This window comes from Dellaglioa sp. CoH-55-MRSF-8, assembly GCF_056782195.1.
Genome location: NZ_JBXAYH010000002.1, coordinates 17,646 through 40,092, shown reverse-complemented (window position 1 = coordinate 40,092; position 22,447 = coordinate 17,646). Strand labels below are relative to the sequence as shown.

At 33.3% G+C, this 22,447-nt stretch carries 19 protein-coding genes; all 19 read right to left on the bottom strand.

Annotated elements, in window-relative coordinates; all coding sequences use genetic code 11:
* Positions 1 to 11: 11 nt before the first annotated feature.
* Positions 12 to 917, bottom strand: a complete 906-nt coding sequence (gene truB, locus AC1RPW_RS02010) for a tRNA pseudouridine(55) synthase TruB (protein ID WP_481761379.1) — start codon at positions 915 to 917, stop codon at positions 12 to 14.
* A gap of 157 nt (positions 918 to 1,074) precedes the next feature.
* Positions 1,075 to 2,481 carry a tetratricopeptide repeat protein gene (locus AC1RPW_RS02005; protein WP_481761380.1) on the bottom strand — a complete coding sequence of 469 codons (1,407 nt, stop codon included), beginning with the start codon at positions 2,479 to 2,481 and terminating at the stop codon, positions 1,075 to 1,077.
* A 342-nt stretch (positions 2,482 to 2,823) separates the two neighbouring features.
* Entirely contained in the window at positions 2,824 to 3,177 is a 354-nt protein-coding gene (gene rbfA, locus AC1RPW_RS02000) for a 30S ribosome-binding factor RbfA (protein WP_409022457.1), read from the bottom strand.
* A gap of 27 nt (positions 3,178 to 3,204) precedes the next feature.
* Positions 3,205 to 5,532: a translation initiation factor IF-2 gene (infB, locus tag AC1RPW_RS01995; protein WP_481761381.1), complete on the bottom strand. Its 2,328-nt coding sequence runs from the start codon at positions 5,530 to 5,532 to the stop codon at positions 3,205 to 3,207.
* A gap of 15 nt (positions 5,533 to 5,547) precedes the next feature.
* On the bottom strand, positions 5,548 to 5,853 hold the full coding sequence (locus tag AC1RPW_RS01990) for a L7Ae/L30e/S12e/Gadd45 family ribosomal protein (RefSeq protein ID WP_409022455.1): 306 nt from the start codon (positions 5,851 to 5,853) through the stop codon (positions 5,548 to 5,550).
* Entirely contained in the window at positions 5,843 to 6,142 is a 300-nt protein-coding gene (gene rnpM, locus AC1RPW_RS01985) for an RNase P modulator RnpM (protein ID WP_409022454.1), read from the bottom strand. The genes AC1RPW_RS01990 and rnpM overlap by 11 nt, the downstream gene beginning before the upstream one ends.
* A 43-nt stretch (positions 6,143 to 6,185) precedes the next feature.
* The gene (gene nusA, locus AC1RPW_RS01980; protein ID WP_409022453.1) at positions 6,186 to 7,262 is read right to left on the bottom strand and encodes a transcription termination factor NusA; all 1,077 of its coding nucleotides are present in this window, start codon (positions 7,260 to 7,262) and stop codon (positions 6,186 to 6,188) included.
* A gap of 29 nt (positions 7,263 to 7,291) precedes the next feature.
* Positions 7,292 to 7,765: a ribosome maturation factor RimP gene (rimP, locus tag AC1RPW_RS01975; RefSeq protein WP_409022452.1), complete on the bottom strand. Its 474-nt coding sequence runs from the start codon at positions 7,763 to 7,765 to the stop codon at positions 7,292 to 7,294.
* Between the two features lie 131 nt (positions 7,766 to 7,896).
* Positions 7,897 to 12,240 carry a PolC-type DNA polymerase III gene (locus AC1RPW_RS01970; RefSeq protein WP_481761382.1) on the bottom strand — a complete coding sequence of 1,448 codons (4,344 nt, stop codon included), beginning with the start codon at positions 12,238 to 12,240 and terminating at the stop codon, positions 7,897 to 7,899.
* Between the two features lie 72 nt (positions 12,241 to 12,312).
* Positions 12,313 to 14,028: a proline--tRNA ligase gene (locus AC1RPW_RS01965; protein WP_481761383.1), complete on the bottom strand. Its 1,716-nt coding sequence runs from the start codon at positions 14,026 to 14,028 to the stop codon at positions 12,313 to 12,315.
* A gap of 23 nt (positions 14,029 to 14,051) precedes the next feature.
* Positions 14,052 to 15,323, bottom strand: a complete 1,272-nt coding sequence (rseP, locus tag AC1RPW_RS01960; RefSeq protein WP_481761384.1) for an RIP metalloprotease RseP — start codon at positions 15,321 to 15,323, stop codon at positions 14,052 to 14,054.
* Between the two features lie 23 nt (positions 15,324 to 15,346).
* On the bottom strand, positions 15,347 to 16,141 hold the full coding sequence (locus tag AC1RPW_RS01955; protein WP_409022448.1) for a phosphatidate cytidylyltransferase: 795 nt from the start codon (positions 16,139 to 16,141) through the stop codon (positions 15,347 to 15,349).
* A 10-nt stretch (positions 16,142 to 16,151) separates the two neighbouring features.
* Positions 16,152 to 16,919 (bottom strand): isoprenyl transferase, encoded by a 768-nt coding sequence (locus tag AC1RPW_RS01950; protein ID WP_481761385.1) that lies wholly within the window; start codon positions 16,917 to 16,919, stop codon positions 16,152 to 16,154.
* Between the two features lie 86 nt (positions 16,920 to 17,005).
* Positions 17,006 to 17,569, bottom strand: coding sequence for a ribosome recycling factor (gene frr, locus AC1RPW_RS01945; RefSeq protein ID WP_409022446.1), 564 nt, complete (start codon positions 17,567 to 17,569; stop codon positions 17,006 to 17,008).
* Positions 17,570 to 18,292 (bottom strand): UMP kinase, encoded by a 723-nt coding sequence (gene pyrH / locus AC1RPW_RS01940; RefSeq protein WP_481761386.1) that lies wholly within the window; start codon positions 18,290 to 18,292, stop codon positions 17,570 to 17,572.
* A 133-nt stretch (positions 18,293 to 18,425) separates the two neighbouring features.
* Complete coding sequence (gene tsf, locus AC1RPW_RS01935) at positions 18,426 to 19,301, bottom strand: translation elongation factor Ts (RefSeq protein ID WP_481761387.1); 876 nt, start codon at positions 19,299 to 19,301, stop codon at positions 18,426 to 18,428.
* 109 nt (positions 19,302 to 19,410) lie between these two features.
* Entirely contained in the window at positions 19,411 to 20,202 is a 792-nt protein-coding gene (gene rpsB, locus AC1RPW_RS01930; protein ID WP_409022443.1) for a 30S ribosomal protein S2, read from the bottom strand.
* A 164-nt stretch (positions 20,203 to 20,366) separates the two neighbouring features.
* Positions 20,367 to 21,356, bottom strand: coding sequence for a D-2-hydroxyacid dehydrogenase (locus AC1RPW_RS01925; protein WP_481761388.1), 990 nt, complete (start codon positions 21,354 to 21,356; stop codon positions 20,367 to 20,369).
* A 30-nt stretch (positions 21,357 to 21,386) separates the two neighbouring features.
* Positions 21,387 to 22,379 (bottom strand): D-2-hydroxyacid dehydrogenase, encoded by a 993-nt coding sequence (locus AC1RPW_RS01920; RefSeq protein WP_481761389.1) that lies wholly within the window; start codon positions 22,377 to 22,379, stop codon positions 21,387 to 21,389.
* Between the last annotated feature and the right edge of the window lie 68 nt (positions 22,380 to 22,447).

Here is a 22,447-nt window from a genome sequence, read left to right as displayed (position 1 = left end):
AATATCTTCCTTTATCCTAAATCAAACATTGTCTCAGACTGATAACGATTTTTTTCACTATTCAATCTGTATAAACATCTAATTTTATTTTCATAAACTAGAGAAACTGTTGGCTCATTATTAAACGAATCAACTGCTAAAAATCCACCATTTTGGACAATAAGCCACTGTTCAGTTGTTAATTCATACCTTTTAAATGATGTTAGCGCTGTATCAATTGGATATAACAACGATTCTAACGTCCCATTGACTTTAGCCTCATTTAATTGGTCCAGGGTAAACGCCTTATCAATTCTAAAACCGCCGCTTTCCAGTCTAGTCAGGTCGGACATAACTGCAGGTACACCTAATTTTTTACCGAGATCAACAGCTAGCGTCCTAACATAGGTCCCTTTTCCACATGCAACTTCAAAATAAATTTTTTGTCTTTTATTTTCTAAATCATATTCTGTAGCTTTCGTTTGAATAAATGAAGTCACCGTTATTTGTCTTTCTGGACGTTCCACTGTTTCACCTTTACGAGCGTAATCATATAAGCGACGTCCGTTTACTTTAACAGCTGAGAACATTGGTGGAATTTGAATCATTGTACCTGTCATCTGGTTCATAACATCATCAATTTCTTCCGATGTGAAAGGATCTATAATCTCTTTTTCTTCGATTATTTCGCCATCTAAATCTTCAGTTTCTGTAGAGAAACCAAGTGTTATTTCACCCGCATATACTTTGCCAGAATTCATCAAATAGTTTACTGTTTTTGTCGCTTTACCAATACAAATCGGTAGAACACCATCAACATTTGGATCAAGAGTACCTGAATGACCAACTTTTTTGGTTTGAAAAATGCCACGACACTTAAAAACACAATCATGACTGGTCATACCACGTTCTTTGAATAGTGGAATAATTCCGTCCATTGTCTTACCTCCGTTAATATACTTTTAACAGTATATCATAATCAGTAAAACAAGGGATATCGATTCTAATTTTTATAAATATTGAAATTTCTATTTAAGAGATAACTATCTATCATCATTCCTAAATACCTATTTACCAACAGTTTTAGCTACGTTATTATTCACAAAACTTCCCATAAACATCATAATTTTTTATTCTTTCCATAACGTTATCCATTTCTTTTTGTAGTGCAGGCCGATTTTTATATTTCTTTTTCAAACCCTCACAAAGAGATATTGCTACTTCCTCATCTCCAAAGTTATTATACCGTAAAATATAATCGCCAATATTTTGATAGTCTTTTCTATTTTTAGCTTTAACTATTAAATCTTTAACTATGCTTTCAAACATCATGTTAGCTTCTTTGGGATATAGTGGGTAAATATATTTTCCATAATTCATAAATAAATTCAGATTTTTTTTAATTAATTGTAGCAAAATGGTAGCTTCGTTTTCATCTGCTAATATCTGTGCAAGTTGCCAATTATCAAGTGTTTTAGAAATGTTTTTCAGAATATCAGGGTATTCAGCTTTCCAAAATCCATTATCAACTAAAAGCTTTTTTAATTTTTTATAATCGGAATCATTGCCTTTATATAATGCCTGTTTTAAATACTCAATTCTTTTTTGAACTTGATTTGTCTCCTCATAGATAGTATCTAGTCGAGTATACCAAGGTTGTAAATATTGAATATTTTTATCATTATCTGTAATTAATTTTTTTAGTACTAATTTTTCTGCAACTTCATAGTCTTTTCTTGAAACAGCTAACTCAACTTTAAACATTCTAACATCATCAATATCTAAATTATTATTAATAATTTCTTCTGCTTCTTTAATTTTATTTACTTGGAAGAACAATTTAATTTTAAATAATAAATATTTACTTTTCCTATCTTGTTGTGTATATTCATCAAATCTTGTACTAATTTTATCGGCAATTTTCAATACTTTATCCGTATTTTTTGTATTTAGCAAAGGAAGAATGAGACTGAGTAAATCAAAATCACTCACCGCCCATTCATTCCAAAAATTTTTTTTAGCATATCGAATAACATTCGTAACAATTAATTTTTTCTTTTCATCTGCCCCATCTTTAACAGACAGTTTTTCTACATAAATCCGTATTTTAGAAAGTATACTCTCTTGCTCAATCATAAACCCTAATTCTGTATACTCACTGACCTTTACTAATTGTTCTAATAAATCTAATAATATTAACATAGGTGCTTTTAAATAATTTTGACTAAATCTCACGTCACAAATAGAGAGCAGATTATCGACTACTTCACTAATATTGTCGTATCCTCTCCACGAAACATACCCTTGTTTCCTATTTTCATAAATAATTTCTCGAATTCGTTCCTTTGCATCTTCTATTTCTTCTTCTTCATCCAAAAATCCCAAATCAGCTAATATATCATTCTTTATTTCGTATTTATTCTCAGTATATTTTGTTAGTAATCGAATTAATACTTCTTTTGACTGTGAAGTTAATAATTCTTTATATTGCTCTGAATTCAAATTAGTACCTCTTTCTAATATATATTTTGAAAATTAAATTAATTTTTTAAAGGAAATTACCACACTATCTAATGATTGTTGAATAGTGGTATAAGAAAAATTCATAATTCTTCAAATGAATTAGTATTCAACTACACCATATAATCAAAGATATGAGATACCAATACTTACAACTAATTTTACTTGATTACTATTAAAAATAAAAGATATGATTATATTATAAGATAATATCTCCATTGATGAGGAGAAAAAAAGGCCTAATCACTAAGGATTAGGACCTTCATAAAGTTATCCATCAACAACAGTTTAAATAGAGCAACAAACGGTATCAGGATTTTTATTTTAATATTCAGAATCTATCTTTTTAAGTAATTGATCAATTTTATCACCATATTGAACTGACTCATCTCTTACAAAAACCAATTCTGGTGTTTTATAAATTGATAATCTTGATCCAAGTTCACCACGAATTAATCCAGAAGCTTTTTCCAAACCACGTTGTGTTTTTTGTGCATCTGATGCCATATTTGACAATATACTATAGTAAATTGTCGCCTGTTGTAAATCACCAGTTACATTAACTCCCGTAATTGTGACACCTTCAACTCGAGGATCTCTCACTCGTTTTAAAAGAATATCATTAACTTCTTTTTGAATTTCTTGTGATAAACGACCTACACGGTAATGTTGTGTCATTTTATATCCTCCTATAGTTGTTATGAATTATTTAACTGGAACTTCTTCCATAACGTAGGCTTCAATTTGGTCGCCTTCTCTAATGTCATTGTATTTTTCAATCATGACACCACATTCGAAACCTTGTTTAACAATTTTAGCGTCATCTTTAAAGCGTTTCAAGCTTGCTAATTTACCTTCATAAATAACAATACCATCACGAATTAAACGAACGCCGCTATCTCTTTCGATGTAACCTTCAGTGACGTAAGCACCACCAATTGTTCCAACTTTTGTAACTTTATATGTTTCACGAATTTCAACTTGTCCAGTTATTTTTTCTTCAAAGACTGGTTCAAGCATTCCCTTCATAGCCGTTTCAATTTCTTCAATTGCGTTATAAATAACACGATGTAAGCGAATATCAACTTCGTCAGATTGTGCTTGAAGTTTAGCTTGAGGTGTTGGACGAACATTAAATCCTATAATGATAGCATTACTTGCTTCTGCCAAAGTAACATCACTTTCAGTAATTGCACCAGCTGCTTGATGAATGATATTAACTCGAACACCTTCAACATCAATCTTCTTCAAACTTCCTGCAAGAGCTTCAACTGAACCTTGAACATCTGCTTTAATAATAACAGCAACTTCTTTTAATTCGCCTTCTTTAAGTGAATCAAACAAGTTATCAAGTGTTACATGCGTAACATTTCCACGTTCTTTTGTTAAAGCACGTTTAGCACGTTCTTCACCAGCTGCACGAGCAGTTTTTTCATCATCAAAGACAACGAAACGATCGCCAGCACCTGGAACATCATTCAAACCAGTAATTTCTACTGGTGTAGCAGGTTTAGCTTTATTAACTTGACGGCCTTTATCATTTGTCATAGTACGGACACGTCCGAAACTATTACCAACAACAATTGGATCACCAACTTTTAACGTACCTTGTTGAACAAGTAATGAAGCAACTGTTCCACGGCCTTTATCAAGACGAGCTTCAATAACAGATCCAATACCCTTTTGTTTTGGATTTGCTTGTAATTCAAGAACTTCGGCTTCAAGTAAAATCATTTCTAATAATTCATCAAGGTTTGTGCCTGTTTTCGCTGAAATTTCAACGAAAATAGTATCACCACCCCAACTTTCAGGAATTAATTCATATTCAGCCAATTGTTCTGTAACATGAGCAGGATTAGCACCGGGCTTATCCATTTTATTAACAGCAACAATAATAGGTACATTGGCTGCTTTAGAATGATTAATTGCTTCAATTGTTTGAGGCATAACCCCATCATCAGCAGCAACAACTAAAACAGTGATATCAGTAATATCGGCACCACGAGCACGCATATTTGTAAATGCAGCATGTCCAGGTGTATCTAAGAATGTAATTGTTTTATTATCATGTTTTACTTGGTAAGCACCAATATGTTGTGTAATACCACCAGCTTCACCATCAGTAACATGTGTATGACGTAATTTATCAAGTAAGGTTGTCTTACCATGATCAACATGTCCCATGATTGTAACAACTGGTGGTCTTGAAACAAGATTATCTTCATTTTTAATTTCTGCATCAAACATTTTATCAATATCAGCAACATCTACATCGATTTTAGCTTCTGATTTAATACCATATTCTGCTGCTAAAATTTCAATTGTATCTGTATCGAGTGTTTGATTTTGGTTAACCATTACGCCTAACATAAATAATTTTTTAATAATTTCTGCTGGTTCACGATGAATCTTTTTAGCAATTTCAGCAACATTAGTTGCAGCATTGTAATATAAGATTTCTGGTAATGGTTTATCTTTTCTGGGTGATACAGGTGGTTTTGGTGTCGTTGAACGACGGTTTTTCTTATTTCTGTTACGTTTGTTATAAGGATTATTCCCATAACGGTTATTATTATTAAATCTCGAACGTCCTTGCTGATTAGCATTACCATTATTAGCAGTTCTAGCACTTGATTGTGTACTATTTTGAGGACGATTTGCTGGCTTTTCATTTGTTGTCTTTGGTGCAGCGTTAGTTGTTCTTGCTACTGGTTTTGAAGCTACCTGCGATGATTTTTGAGCAACAGGTTTACTATTCGTTGTTTTAGCAGGTTGTGCTGGTTTCTTTGCAACAGGTTTTGCTACTGGTTTTTTCGGTGTTGCATTAGATACAGTTTTTTCAACCATTTTCTTTGCAGCAACTACTTTAGCAGCGCCCTTTTTAAATTTATCGCGAATCTGACGTTCTTCATTATCACCAATAGTTGACATATGATTTTTAACATCAAAACCTTTTGTCGTTGCAAAATCAATAATATCTTTAGTATTTAATTCTAGCTCTTTAGCTAATTCATAAATTCTTTTTTTTCCCATATTTGCATGCTCCTTCTATATATCCATTAAGTCACACATCCTTCTGCTAAAACCTTTATCGGTAATAGCATACACTGTGCGCTGTTGTCCAACGGCCTCACTTAAACTGGCTTTTGAAAATCCAACATATAATTTAACATTATAGCTGTTGCACTTATCTGTTACTTTTTTTAAAGTCGCTTGTCCACAATCTTCAGAAAGAATAACCAATTTAGCTTTATTCTTCCTGACAGCATTCAATACTAGTCCTTCACCAGTCACCAACATACCTGCGCGTCTGGTCAAGCCTAGCATTTGTAAGAATTTTTGACTATTTTTCATCTTTAAATAATTCTCGTCTAGCTACCTGATGGTCAACATATTCGACAAGTTCTTCATAAAATGATTCGTCAATCTTAATACCGAATGCTTTATTGAATGTTCTTTCTTTTTGAGCCTGCTTCGCCACATCTACATCAAGAAAAATATATGCGCCACGCCCTGGTTTCTTACCTGTTGGATCTAAAGATACTTCATTTTCTTTATTCTTAACAACACGAACAAGTTCTTTTTTAGGTTTCATTTCACCCGTAACGATATCTTTACGCATTGGAATTTTACGATTAATCACTTTAATTTGCCTCCAAATCAATTACCGATCAGTTTTAATCGGCTTATTTGTTTGTTTCAGAAACTTCTTTTTCTTCACTACTGTTAACCATATCAGATTCAGATTTAATATCAATTTTAAACGTTGTTAATTTTGCAGCTAATCGTGCATTTTGACCTTTTTTACCAATTGCTAATGACAATTGGTGATCTGGCACAACTACAGTACAAGCATGATCATTTTCTGGATTAAAGACAACATTGACAACTTCTGCAGGATTCAAAGCATTAGCAATGTATTTTGCAGGATCTTCATTCCATTCAACAATATCCATATTTTCGCCTTTTAATTCATTAACAATAGTTTGTACACGTTGTCCTTTAGGACCAACACAAGTACCAACAGCATCGATATCTGGATTATTCGAACGAACAGCTACCTTAGCACGGTCACCTGCTTCACGAGCAATTGATACAATTTCAACTGTTCCGTCATATATTTCAGGAACTTCTTGTTCAAATAATCGTTTTAGCAAGTCAGGATGTGAACGACTAACAAAAACTTGAGGGCCTTTAGCAGCATTCTCAACTTTTGTGATATAAACTTTAATTCGATCATGTGGATTAAAACTTTCACCAGGAATTTGATCAATCTTAGCTAAAACAGCTTCCACTTTACCTAAATTAACATAAATATAACGATTATCATGACGTTCTACTTCACCGCTAACGATTTCATTTTCATATTGAATATATTGATCATAAACAATACTACGTTCAGCTTCACGAACACGTTGCATGATAACTTGTTTAGCAGTTTGTGCAGCAATTCGTCCAAAATCCTTAGGTGTAACTTCAAATCGAATTGAATCGCCAACTTCATATGCTTTATTAATCTCTAAAGCATCTTGCAAACTAACTTCAAGACGTGAATCAAAGACTTCTTCGACTACTTCTTTAACCGCATAAACTGTAATATTACCTTTTTTTGAATCAAACTCTACTTCAACATTTTGTGCTTGATTGTAATGACGCTTGTATGCAGAAACTAATGCTGCTTCAATGGCATCAATAATAACTTCTTTTTTAATACCTTTTTCTTCTTCTAACACTGTAAGTGCACTTAATAGTTCTTTACTCATCTTTAATTTACTCCTTTATAAAAAGCTACTTAAAATTTGATAGCTAAGCGCGCCTTAGCTATTTTTTGACGAGGAATAACGATCGTTCTCTTACGCGTTTTGTCCATATAAACAACTGTTAATTCATCAGCTGTTAATTCCGTTAAGGTACCTTGAAAAATTTTAGCGTTATTAATAGGTTCATATAGTGAAATATTAACGTATTCATTCAAAGCTCTTTCATAATCTTTTTCCTTTTTCAAAGGTCTTTCAGCACCAGGTGATGAAACCTCTAAAAAATAAGCTTGTGGAATTGGATCAGGATTAATCTCATCTAATTTTTCACTTAAAATATCACTAACAGCAACACACTCTTCAATTTTAATGCCTTCAGGTTTATCAATGTAAACTCTTAAAAACCAACTTGGGCCTTCTTTAACAAATTCAATGTCCACCAATTCAATATTCTGTTCATCAACAATTGGTTGAACTAGCTCTGTGACAGTCTCTATAACAGTACTCACACGTTACCCTCCTTACATTTTCCCAATAAAAAGAGTGAGCATCGCTGCTCACTCAAACAAGATATCAAAATACTTTCTTTAATATAGCATAATTTTCTGAAAACATCAACAAACTGCTATGTTCTCACTTTTTAGAAAAAGACATCATCAAAAATAGATAGTTGATTTTCATCTGGTAATGCTTTTAAAACATTATTTTCAGTCATATACTCAATTAATGACTTAGAAACTTTACCACGTTTAGCTAAATCTTCTTTAGATAAAAATGGGCGTTCCTCACGAGCAGCAATAATTTGCTTAGCAACGTTATTACCAAGACCTGGTACAGCTCTAAATGGTGCAATTAACTTATCACCATCAATTATCCAATTTGAATCATCTGATTTATCCAAATCAATCATCCCAAATTGGAAGCCACGTTCAAGCATTTCATTGCTTAATTCAAGGACCGTCAACAAATTTTTCTCTTTTGTTGATGCATCCATCCCTTTATCATTAATATCTTTCATTGCTTTTTTCACTGCTTCTTTACCATGCGACATTGCGACTAAATCAAAATCATCTGCTCTAACACTGAAATAAGCACAGTAATATAACATTGGAAAATAAACTTTATAGTATGCAATTCGTAAGGCCATCAAAATATACGCAGCAGCATGTGCCTTAGGGAACATATACTTGATTTTTAAACATGCTCCGATATACCAATCTGGAATTTTTGCTGCTTTCATCTCAGTTTGATAATCATCTGAGATACCTTTTCCTTTTCGAACACCTTCCATAATATTAAAAGCGCTACCAGCTTCCATACCCATATGAATAAGCCCCATCATGATATCATCACGACAGCCAATAACTTCCGGCATCGTGATTGTTCCATTAGAAATAAGTTCTTCAGCGTTTCCCAACCACACATCTGTACCATGTGATAGACCAGAAATTTTTAATAGTTCAGCAAATGTTTTAGGTTTTGTTTCTTCTAGCATCCCTCGAACAAATCTCGTTCCGAATTCCGGAATACCTAATGTACCTGTTTTTGAGAAAATTTCGTCGCTAGTAACACCAAGTACTTCAGGCCCTTGGAATATTTGCATAACGCCCTTATCATCCGTAGGGATTGTTTTTGGGTCAACTCCTGATAAATCTTGTAACATTCTAATCATGGTTGGATCATCATGACCCAAAATATCTAATTTCAAGATATTATCGTGGATAGAATGGAAATCAAAATGGGTTGTTTTCCATTCGGAAGTTGAGTCATCTGCTGGATACTGGATAGGTGAAAAATCATAAACATCCATATAGTTAGGGACAACTAAGATACCACCAGGATGTTGACCGGTCGTCCGTTTAACGCCAGTTGACCCCTTAGCAAGTCGATCTATCTCCGCATTTCTAAACGTTGCTCCAGTATCACGTTCATAACCCTTAACATAACCATAAGCCGTTTTATCTGCAACAGTACCAATTGTTCCTGCACGGAAAACATAATCTTCCCCAAATAAAACTTTCGTATAATTATGCGCAATTGCTTGATAATCACCCGAAAAATTCAAATCAATATCAGGAACTTTATCACCATAAAATCCAAGAAAAGTTTCAAATGGAATATCATGTCCATCTTTATCTAATGGTGTACCACATTTGGGACAGTCTTGGTCTGGTAAATCAAATCCAGACCCATATTCACCTTTTTCATAAAAATGTGTATATTTACATTTAGGGCATCGATAATGAGGTGGTAATGGATTAATTTCTGTTATTCCAGTCATTGTTGCAACAAGACTTGACCCAACAGATCCACGGGACCCTACTAAATAACCATCTTTGTTAGATTTATGAACTAATTTTTGTGAAATTAAATAAATAACTGAAAATTCATTATCAATGATACTTGTCAATTCTTTATCAAGACGTTTAACCACAGTTTCAGGTAACTCTTCTCCATAAAGTTCATGAGCGCGATTATAGGTTAATTGTTTAATTTCTTCTTCAGAGCCATCAATTTTCGGTGCATATAATCGATCTTTAACTGGAGAAATGTCATCATCAATCATATTAGCGATTAAATTCGTATTTGTAACAACGATTTCTTTAGCAACATCCGCACCTAAAAATTGGAATCCTTCCAACATTTCATTCGTTGTTCTAAAATGTGCATCAGGTAAAATAGAACGATTTAACGGATTAGCACCACCCATTGAATTAACAAGAATTTTACGATAAATACTATCTTCAGGGTTCATATAATGAACATCTCCAGTCGCAACAACCGGCTTATCCATTTCGTGTCCTAAATCAACCATATTTTGTAAAATTTCCTCTAAATTTTGATTATCCTTAATTAATTCTTGATGGATTAGAGGTTCATATAATGCTTTAGGCTGAATTTCTAAGTAATCATAAAACTTAGCCTTTTCTTTAGCCTCTTCCATCCCTTTTTGCATCATTGCTGTAAATACTTCACCTGAGTCACACGCTGAACCAACGATAATACCTTCACGATATTTATTTAACTCACTTCGAGGGATGCGGGGCATCCGATAAAAATAATCTATCATCGAAGTTGAAACTAATTTAAACATATTTTTAAGTCCGGCTTGAGTTGTCGCAAGTAACGTAACATGGAATGGACGTGCTTGTTTGTAAGCATCATGCTCACCCATATGATCATTCAATTGAACATGTGACGTTATTTCAAATCGTTCCTTAGCATCTTTAATAAAGATATTACACAAAAGACCAGTTGTCTCAGCATCATAAATAGCGCGATGATGATGTTCCAAGTTAACATTGAATTTTTTGGAAAGTGTATTTAATCTAAACCCTTTTAATTCGGGATGTAAAAATCTTGCTAACGTTAACGTATCAATGATTGGATTTTGCATAGGTTCCATGCCATGACGTTCATATCCAGTATTCATAAAGCCAATATCAAAACTAGCATTATGGGCAACTAGAATACTACCTTCTGAAAATTCTCTAAATAATTTAAAAACTTCTTCTTCAGATTTTGATCCATGAACCATTTCATCCGTAATTGAGGTTAAATTAGTTGTTGTTTCAGATAAATGATGTCCTGGATCAATAAATTCATCAAATTCTTCAATGACATTTCCCTTTGTCATTTTAACAGCAGCTAATTCAATAACTTTATCAAATCGAGCAGATAAACCCGTTGTTTCCGTATCAAAAGTAACATAAGTGGCTTCTTCTAGATTTACATCCTTATCATTAAAAGCAATTGGAATACCATCATCAACAACGTTAGCCTCAACACCGTACAAAATTTTAATATTATTTTTCTTTCCAGCAGAATGAGCCTCAGGAAAACTTTGTAAGGTAGAATGATCCGTAATCGCAATTGCTTTTTGTCCCCATTTACTGGCTTGCTGTACATAATCCGTAATTGAATTTGTGGCATCCATTTGACTCATATTTGAGTGTAAATGTAATTCAACACGTCGTTCATCATCTGGAGCTGTTTCTTGACGGCTTGGGTGGTCGACTTGATTAATATCGTAAGCATTCACCACTAGATCTCGCATAAAATTATCTTCTTGTACTGCACCACGAACTCTGACCCATTCTTTTTCTTGAATAGCAGCAAACATCGCTTCGTCTTCTTCATTACGAGAGAATTTTTTTACGGTCATGGATGAACTATAATCCGTCATTTTAATGATCATTAATTGTCTTTCAGACTTAAGCGTCCGGATTTCCTTAGAGAAAATATATCCCTCAATAATAACCGAGCGTTCCTCTTCAATGATTTCAACCATCCGTTTTGCAGGCTCTTTTGTACTAATCTTTTTACCCATTTGAACAGGTCCATTAATTACAGTTTGAGAATCAGTCTTTTTCTTTTCATTTTGTTTCTGAATAGTTTCTGTTGCCTTCTGCATCATTATGGCATCTTGAGATTCTTTTCGCTGTCTAATTTCTTCTATTTTTTCTTGTGATTTTGATTCATCTAATAATGTATTAATATTTATCTGTGGAAATCCGACCATTTGATACGCAGTTTCAATTGGTCCTAATGCTTGACCTGTTAAGAACGTTTTTACAATTTCATTTTCAGCCATTAACATCACTCGTCTATCATCAAGATAAGGGACGTTCCCATGAAAAAGTTCTTGTACTAGCGAAGAATTAGCTTCACTATTTTTAACTGCCCATGTCCAATAATCGCCTAAAAGTTGGTTTGTTAATTCTGGTTGCTCAACTTGAACAGTTATTTTTGTTTTTGCAATATCTTTAAATGTAATTGCAATTTTATTTTCTAAGTCACTAAATAATGAAAATGGCAAAATTTTAGGGGCAACTAGCTTGAATTCCCATAGTTTTGACTTTTCATGAACAGTTACGGTTGAAATTTCAATTAAATCCAATATTTCACTATCTTGTTGGTCACTTGATTGAAAATTAATTTGTTCTAATAGTTTATTGAATAATTCTTTATTATTAAGCGACAAATGATTGACTCCTTTTCTAAAAATGAAAAAGAGACTGAGTCAAAATTTTCTTTTGAACTCAATCTTCTTTAACTAGTTTTGATTTTCTTCTTTTAATAAAATTGAGATAGAGCTCTCTAATTCGTCTTTCGTTACTTCAATCGTTTCACCATTTCTACGTAACTTCACTTCAACGATACCATCAGCAGCTTTCTTACCAACTGTAATTCGAACAGGTAATCCAATTAAATCTGAATCAGCAAATTTAACACCTGCACGTTCTTTACGATCATCAAGCAATACTTTGTAACCATTTTCAGTCATTTTTTTGTCAATTTCATTAGCTAGAGCCATTTGTTCATCATTTTTAGCATTAATTGGAATTACATGAACATCGTATGGTGCAATACTTCTAGGCCATACTAAACCATTTTCATCAGCTTGTTGCTCTGCAATGGCTGCAAGTAAACGACTAACGCCGATTCCATAACAACCTAATATCACAGGTTTTTCGCGGCCATTATCATCTAAGATATTAGCGCCCAATGCCTCAGAATATCGTGTTCCAATTTTGAAGATATGACCAATTTCAATCCCCTTAGTAAATTTCAATTCGCCTTCCCCTTCAGGTGAAGTTTCACCTTCTTGAGCCAAACGTAAATCTACAAATTTATCTACTCGGTAATCACGATCAATATTTGCGTTAAATAAATGAGAACCAGTCGTATTTGCACCAACGACCGCATTTATCATTCCCTTAATTCCTTCGTCGGCAACAATTGTTACGTCTTCTGTAACACCAACAGGTCCAAGTGAACCAAACTCTGCACCCAACACTTCAGTAACATCTGAATCAGTTGCCATACGTAAAAAATCAGCGCCTAATGTGTTTTTTAATTTAATTTCATTCAAAATATCATTTCCGCGCATTAAAACCATCACTGGTTTTTCATCAGCCATAAATAATAATGATTTTATTAAATTTTCACTTGCTGTATCAATAAATTTAGCCAACTCATCAATTGTTTTAATATTTGGTGTTTCAATTTTTTCAATATCTTTAATCGCTTCATGTGAATTCTTATATGTTTTCAAACTTTTTGCCATTTCTAAATTAGCTGCATAATCGCTCTTATCAGAATAAACGATTGTATCTTCACCAATATCAGAAATTGCCATAAATTCTTTTGAATCATTACCGCCCATTGCACCTGCATCACCAATAATACTTCTAAAATTAAGACCACAGCGTTCAAAAATATTTTGATATGCACGATTCATTTTTTGATAAGTATCATTTAAACTTTCTTCATCCGCATGGAATGAATAAGCATCTTTCATTAAAAATTCACGGCCTCTTAATATACCAAAACGAGGTCTATTTTCATCACGATATTTTTGTTGTATTTGGAACATTGTCAGTGGTAATTTTTTATATGATTTGATTTCATCACGAATTAAAGAAGTAAATGTTTCTTCATGAGTTGGTCCTAAAATAAATTTTCTATCATGTCGATCTTTTAATTTAAAAAGTGTATCACCATAGGTTTCATAACGACCTGTTTCTTCCCATAATTCAGCAGGAATAACGGCAGGTACAAGCATTTCAACCGCTCCAATTGCTTCCATTTCTTCGCGAATAATTGTTTCAATTTTTCTAATAACGGAGAAAGCTAATGGTAAATAACTGTACATTCCGGCTGAAACTTGTCGAATATATCCAGCTCGTAACATCATTTGATGACTGATAACCTCAGCATCGCTTGGAACTTCCTTCATTGTTGGTATTAATAATTGTGATTGTTTCATACTATTTTATTCTCCTTTTTCATTTAAAAGAAATAACGCTGAATATCATTCCATGTGACTAATATCATCAATATCATTAAAAATGCAAATCCAACTAATGTAATAACACCTTCTTTTTCAGGTGAAATTGGTTTGCCACGAATTCCTTCGATAATATTTAGTACTAATTTTCCACCATCTAAAGCTGGAATTGGTAATAAATTCACAATTCCTAAGTTAATTGATAAGAATGCAAGCAATGACACAACACTCGCCAACCCATAACTTGCTGCATTTGAAGTCACTGCATAAATTGCAACCGGACCACCAAAATCATTTAAGCTGACACCTTTAGTAAACATCCCTACTAATACAGCCACAATACTAGCCACGACACTCCATGATTGCGTAAACCCATAAGTAATTTTATTGATAAATGAGTGATCCATTTTAACTGTAATACCAATTTTACCGATCTTTGTTGAGTCTGTTTTACTTGATTCAGGTGTAATAACGATTGATTCTGTTTTACCGTTCCTTATTACTTTTAAGTCAGTTTTTTTATCAGGACGACTGCTAATCGCTGTCGTTAATTCAGTCCAGTTTGTTGTCTTTTTATCAGATACAGCTACAATTTTATCATTTGCTTTTAACCCCGCCCTTTGAGCCGCAGAATTCTCTTGAATTGTACCAATTTGATTCAAATTGGTTGCAACGCCACCTTGCATAAAAGCAAGTAGTATAAATGCAACAATAGCTAATAAAAAGTTATTCATCGGTCCAGCAAAATTCGTTAAAATTCGATTCCAAAGCGTAGCTGATTGAAATTGAACATCTTCAGGAGCGATTTGAATTTCTGTGCCATCTTTTTCAATTATTAACGCATCATGATCAACATTATATTTTTTTACTATCTCTTCATTACCATTTTCATATCCTGTAATCCAGAGTTCTTTTTGCAAATCACTATCTAGGTATTCGATTGGGATACCATTATACAGCGTTGTTTTTTTACTCGTATTAATCTTTGTAACCTTATTATTACTATCCAGTATTAAACTCATAGGCATACCAGGTTTTAAATCTTCATCTTCATCATCAGCGATTCCCGCCATTCTAACATATCCACCAAGAGGTAATATTCTTAAAGTGTACGTTGTACTACCTCTATGGAATGAAAGTATTTTTGGCCCCATACCAATTGAAAATTCACGAACTAAAATTCCAGCACGTTTTGCAAAATAGTAATGACCAAATTCATGAATCACAACTAAAATTCCAAAAACGATAATAAATGTAATAATCGTTTTAATCATGTGAATCCTCCCCCTTTAATTTATTACATTAACCCAAATAAATGCATAATTGGCCATACAAATATTAAACTATCAAATCGATCTAAAATACCACCATGTCCAGGTAGAATACGTCCAGAATCTTTTACACCATAGAAACGTTTAAACGCGGACTCAACTAAATCACCGCATTGTCCAAATACCGAAAGGATTAACGTAATCAAAATCATTATAGGAAAAGAATGATTTTGTGGGAAGAAGTAAATAAAGATACTTCCTAACAGTGTAGCCATTAATGTTCCACCAATTGAACCTTCCCATGTTTTATTTGGACTAATATGTGGTGCTAATTTATTTTTACCAAACTTACGTCCAAACATGTAAGCACCTGTATCTGTTGTCCAGATAACAATTAAAATATATGCTAATGTCATTAATCCGTTAAAATCGTTGCCTCTTGCCGCAATAAAATAATGAAATCCCATCCCGACATATAAAGAACTTAAGACAAAAACACCAGCATCATCAAATGAAAAACGATTTTTTGAAGTAACCATATACATTAATAGAAGTGCAACAAGAAAATAAAATACATTTACAGAAGAAATGTGAGCTGGTAAAAATTTAAACCACTTATCTGGTGCAATCACAGTTATTGTCATTAAGATACCAAAAGTAGCCTCTGGTGATATCAATAATTTTTTCTTCATTACAAATACTTCCGAAATACCAATGCATCCTAAAATTAAAGCAAATATCTGCAATGGTAGTCCACCAATAATAACCAATGGTATGAAAATACAGAGAGCCACAATTGCCGTAATTACGCGCTGTCTCATAAAAATTCTCCTATTCTTTTATACCACCGAAACGGCGGTCTCTTTTTTGATAATTTAGTATTGCATCTTTTAATGCATCTTCAGAAAAATCAGGCCATAATGTATCAGTAAACACTAATTCACTATAAGCAATTTGCCATAATAAGAAATTAGATATTCTTTCTTCACCACTAGTTCTGATTAGTAATTCCGGATCATTATAAGGTGCTAAATTACTAGTCATTAAATACTGGTCAATTGTTTTATCTGTTATCTCTTCAACGCTTAGTTTACCATTAGAGGTATCAGTTGCAATATTTTTGATAGCCGTCACAATCTCTGCTCGCCCACCATAATTTAATGCAAAATTAAGAACCATCCCTGTATTATCTTTAGTATCTTCCACTGCATTTTGAACAGCTAATTTTGTTTCATTTGGAAGCTGATCAATGTAGCCCATAACATTAACTTTTACATTCTTTTCAATTAATTCTGGTACAAACTTATCAAAAAAAGTACCCGGTAAACTCATCAGGTAATTAACTTCTGTTTCGGGCCGTTTCCAATTTTCAGTAGAAAATGCGTAAAGTGTTAAAACTTTAATCCCTAAATCACTTGCAGCCATAGTTACTGTTTTTACAGTATCCATACCGGTTTTATGTCCCGCAATTCTAGGTAAATGCCTTTTTTTTGCCCAACGTCCATTACCATCCATTATAACAGCAACATGTTTAGGAATTCTTTCCATATCCAATTGGATTAATTCATTTGTTTTATTTTTTTTAAAATTAAAAGCCATATTGTACCTCCAAGAATAGTTACATGTTCTATTGTAGCAAAAAAACAGGCACAAAACGACGCCTGTCTTAAAATAAAGCTATTTATTTAAACTGCTAAAATTTCTTTTTCTTTATCTGCTTGAATATTATCAATATTTTTAATTGATGCATTCGTCACATCTTGAGCTTGTTTTTCTAAATCTCGTAAATCATCTTCGGTTAAATCACCATTTTTTTCTGATTTTTTCAAGGCATCAACTGCATCACGTCTGATATTACGAATAATAACTTTAGCATTTTCTGCTTCAGCTTTAACGTCTTTAGCTAATTCCTTACGACGTTCTTCTGTTAATTGAGGAATAACTAATCGAATTGCTGATCCATCATTCGAAGGGCTAATTCCTAAATCAGCAACTAATAAACCATGTTCAATATCCTTCAAAGCACTTTTATCAAATGGCGTAATTAAAAGTACGCGAGCTTCTGGTACTGAAATTTGTGCAACTTGATTAAGTGGCGTTGGTGCACCATAATAATCTACTGTCACATTATTCAATAAACTAGCATTAGCTCGACCAGCCCGAATATTACCAAGATTTTTTTGAAGTGAAACCTCTGCTTTTGACATTTTATCTTGAGCATCAACTAATATAGGTTCTGTTATTTTCATTTATTTTCCCCTAACGGTTGTTCCGATGGTTTCACCGAGAACAACTTTTTTTATATTTCCTGGTTCGTTCAAATTAAATACGACTAACGGAATATCATTATCCATCGATAATGTACTTGCAGTTGTATCCATAACTTGTAAGTTTTTATTAATTATATCTAAATGTGTTAATTCTTCATATTTTGTTGCTGAGTCATCCTTTTGAGGATCAGCAGAATAGACACCATCTACGCCATTTTTTGCCATCAATATAACATCAGCATTAATTTCTGCAGCTCTTAACGCTGAAGTTGTATCTGTTGAGAAATATGGTGAACCCGTACCCGCAGCAAAAATAACAACGCGACCTTTTTCAAGATGACGAACAGCTTTACGGCGAATATAGGGTTCTGCAATTTGGCGCATTTCAATAGCTGTTTGAACTCGAGTTGGGACACCTACAGACTCAAGATTATCTTGCAATGCTAGTGCATTCATAACTGTTCCTAGCATCCCTATATAATCTGCCTGCGCACGTTCCATACCCATTGCGGCTCCAGCTTCACCACGCCACATATTACCACCACCAACAACGATAGCGACTTCAACACCCATTTCTTGAATTTCTTTTAATTCTTCAGCAACTTTTCTAATTACAGGTGGATTAATACCAAATCCTTGTTCTCCGGCTAATGCTTCACCGCTTAACTTCAACATAACGCGTCGATACTTAACATCTGACATCCAATGTTCCTCCTACAATCTATTTACAATTATTTTACCATATTTTAGGTATAATTAATAATTCAATTTATATCAAAATAAATTTATTAAAAAAAGTTTGTGCTTAAAGCACAAACTTTTGGATTGTAGAAAATTATTTAATTTGGCCCATAACTTCGTCTACAAAATTATTTTCTTTCTTTTCAAGACCTTCTCCAACTTCATAACGGATAAATAATTTAACTTTTCCACCCTTAGAAGCAACATACTTAGCAACTGTCATGTCAGGATCTTTAACAAAATCTTGATCATCTAAGCTAATATCAGCTAGATATTTATTTAAACGACCCTCAACCATTTTTTCAATGATATTTGCTGGTTTGCCTTCATTAGCAGCTTCTTTAGAAAGTACTTCTTTTTCATGTGCCAATTCATCAGCAGGTACTTGTTCACGAGATACATACTTAGGATTAATTGCAGCAACATGCATAGCAACATCTTTAGCAGTTGATTCATCAGCATCTGTAACGACAACAAGTGTTGAAATTGAGCCACCCATATGTGAGTATGATCCAAAACTTTCATTATCAGTTTTTTCTACTAATTCAAAACGACGTAATGAAATTTTTTCACCAATTACTTGTGTTGCTTCAATTAAATCATCATTAATTGTGCCACGGTCTGTTTTAATTGTAAGTGCTTCTTCAACATCTTTAGGATGTGCTTCAGCAATTTTAGTAGCAATCAATTTAACAAGTGTTTTGAATTGTTCGTTTTGAGCAACGAAATCAGTTTCTGCGTTAACTTCAACAATAGCTGCAAAGTTACCAGAGAATTGAACATCAGATAGACCTTCAGCAGCAACACGGTCACTTTTTTTAGCAGCCTTTGCCATACCTTTTTCGCGGAGGAAATCGATTGCTTTTTGCATATCACCGTCAACTTCAACGAGTGCTTTTTTTGCGTCCATCATACCGACACCAGTTGTATCACGTAATTCTTTAACTTGAGAAGCAGAAATTTTTGCCATTTGAATGGCCTCCTTGTTTAAATAATTTAATTGATTTTATATCTAAAAAAACTGCCTCAAAAGAAAGGGCCATTACAGTACCTAATTTTGAGACAGCCTAATTTATTTACTATTCAGCAGTTTTTTTATCATTTCCGCCTTCAACAGCTTCAACGATATCTTCGATTGAATCTACTTTTTCGTCAGCCTTTTTGAAAGAAGCTTCATTCACTTCTTCTTTACCTTGATTAGTTTCAATAATAGCATCAGCCATTTTTGCAGTAATCAAACGTACAGCACGAATTGCATCATCATTTGAAGGGATTTTTACATCAATTTCATCTGGATCACTATTTGTATCAACCATAGCGATGATAGGAATATTCAATTTTTGAGCTTCCTTAACAGCGATACGTTCTTTACGAGGATCAACAATGAATAATACATCAGGGATGCGAGGCATATCTTCAATACCACCCAAGAATTTTTCAAGACGATCTCTACGTTTAATTAATAAAGAAACTTCTTTTTTAGGAAGAAGATCAAATGTGCCATCTTCTGACATTTTTTTGATTTCTTTAAGACGTTTGATACGTTTTTGAATTGTGTTCCAGTTAGTTAAAGTTCCACCTAACCAACGATGGTTAACAAAGTATTGTCCAGCACGAGTTGCTTCTTCTTCAATAGCATCTTGTGCTTGTTTCTTTGTACCAACAAAAAGAACAACACCATCATCTTCAGCAGCTTTTTTCATTGATGCATAAGCAGCATCAACTAATTTAACTGTTTTTTGTAAATCAATGATATAAATACCATTTCTTTCAGTAAAGATGTATGGTTTCATCTTTGGGTTCCAGCGACGTGTTTGATGTCCAAAATGAACACCGGCTTCGAGCAATTGTTTCATACTAATAACAGCCATAATGTAGTGCCTCCGAGTAAAAGTTTTATTTTCCTCCCAAGTGTTCAACTGTGCTAAGACTCTCCCGAGCACCCTCAGTCACATCCCACAAGGTGTGAATTGATGTTTTAACATCGTCTTTAAGTATACAAAATCTAAAATTAGAACACAAGTCTTATTTTTAATTATTTAACTTCTGTTTCCACAACGCCTGTTGTTAAAAATTGATAAGCACTATTCAAAGCAATTTCAACCATATTTTTAACTGCAGTTTCAGTATAGAATGCAATATGAGGTGTTAAAATAACATTTACCATATCTAAAAGTTCATTAAATAATGGATCTTCAATAGATGAGTCCGTTAAATCATGATTAAATATTGGATTTTCGAATTCATACGTATCTAAAGCTGCTCCACCAACTTGTCCTGATTTTAATGCGTCAATTAAATCTTCAGTATTAATTAACGTTCCACGGGCTGTATTTACAATCAGAACTCCGTGTTTCATTTTTTCAAATGAATCTCGATTAAGCATGTGTTCATTCTCTTTTGTAGCTGGCGTATGTAATGTAATAACGTCTGCTTGTTCGAACAACTCATCTAATGTATCAACATAAATACCACTCTTTTTTAATTCAGCATTTGGATAGACATCGTATGCAATAACTTTTGCACCGAATCCTTTGTAAATGTCCATTGCAACCCGGCCAATACGTCCAGTTCCAATAACACCCACGGTTAAGCTTCTCAACTCGCGTGAAATATTTGGAGCCCAACGATAGTCTTGATTTTTAATTTTTAAATTAAATTCTGGTGTTCTTCTTAAGAGTTGCATCAATTGTGTCACAGAAAATTCAGCAATCGCGTTAGGTGAATACGCTGGGACATTTGTCACCGTCACACCGTATTTTTTAGCTGCAACTAAATCAATATTATCAACCCCGACATTTCTAACAGAAAGAATCTTAATATTCATCTCTTTCATTTTAGAAAATAATGTTTCGTTATAAGGGATTGTTTGCAATGCAATAATACCATCAAATCCATCCGCTTGCTGTATCGTTTCATTCGTTAATAAATCTTGAGTAATTTCAACATCAACTTGATTGTCATCAGACCATTGATTACCAAATCCAACTTCATCTTTTCTCATACCGAACGCAATTAGTTTCATAATACAAAATCCTCCATTTTCTGACTAATTTTATTTAAATTTAACTTCTTTATCAGAATGTCCTGTTTCTATTAAGTCTTTACTTGCATTCAAAGCATCTATAACCATATTCCTGACAGCAGGCTCTGTATAGAACGCTGTGTGTGGGGTAATTAACACATTCTCACGTTGCAATAAGTTTTTAAAAGTACCATTTACTTGTGATTCTGTTAATTCTTTATTGAAATAATCAGTCTCATTTTCAAGTGTATCTAATGCGGCACCGGCTACTTTCCCTGAATCTAGCGCTCTTATCAGTGCATCGGTGTCAATCAATGTTCCTCTGGCCATATTCAAAATATGCACACCATTTTGCATTTTACTAAATGCTTCGTCATCTAATAAATGATAATTATCTTCAGTAGCAGGGCTATGAATTGTGATAACTGTTGATTTTGCATATAGCTCATCTAATGTATCAACATAGATTCCTTCTTCTTTCAAAGCAGGATTTTGATAAATATCATATCCAATAATTTTTGCACCAAATGCTTTAAAAATTTTAATGGCTGTTTGCCCAATTCTTCCTGTACCAATCACACCAACTGTTTGTGTGCGGATTTCTTTAGAGATATCGGGTTCCCAAGTGAAATCGTTATTCTTCATTTTACGATTAAATTGTGGTGTTTTTCTAAATAACTCCAACAATTTAGCTACAGATAGCTCCGCAACAGCACTTGGAGAATAAGATGGCACATTCGTCACAATCAATCCATACTTATTAACTGCATCCCCATCAACGTTATCCACACCAGTATTACGAATCGATAAATAATTAATATTTAAATCATGAATTTTTTTAATTAATTCAGGTGTATAGTCCTTTTGTTGGTAGGCAACGATAGCGTCATAATTTTCTGCTAATTGAACTGTTTTTTCGTCTAATAATTCATTAACAGTTTTTATTTTAATTTGATTATCTTTTTCCCATTCTTGGACATACAATAATTCATCTTCTCGGATACCATACGCAATGATTTTCATAATGTTATACCTCTTTATTTTAAAATTTATACTTTCATTATATCATTTGAAATCTTTTTATACATTAT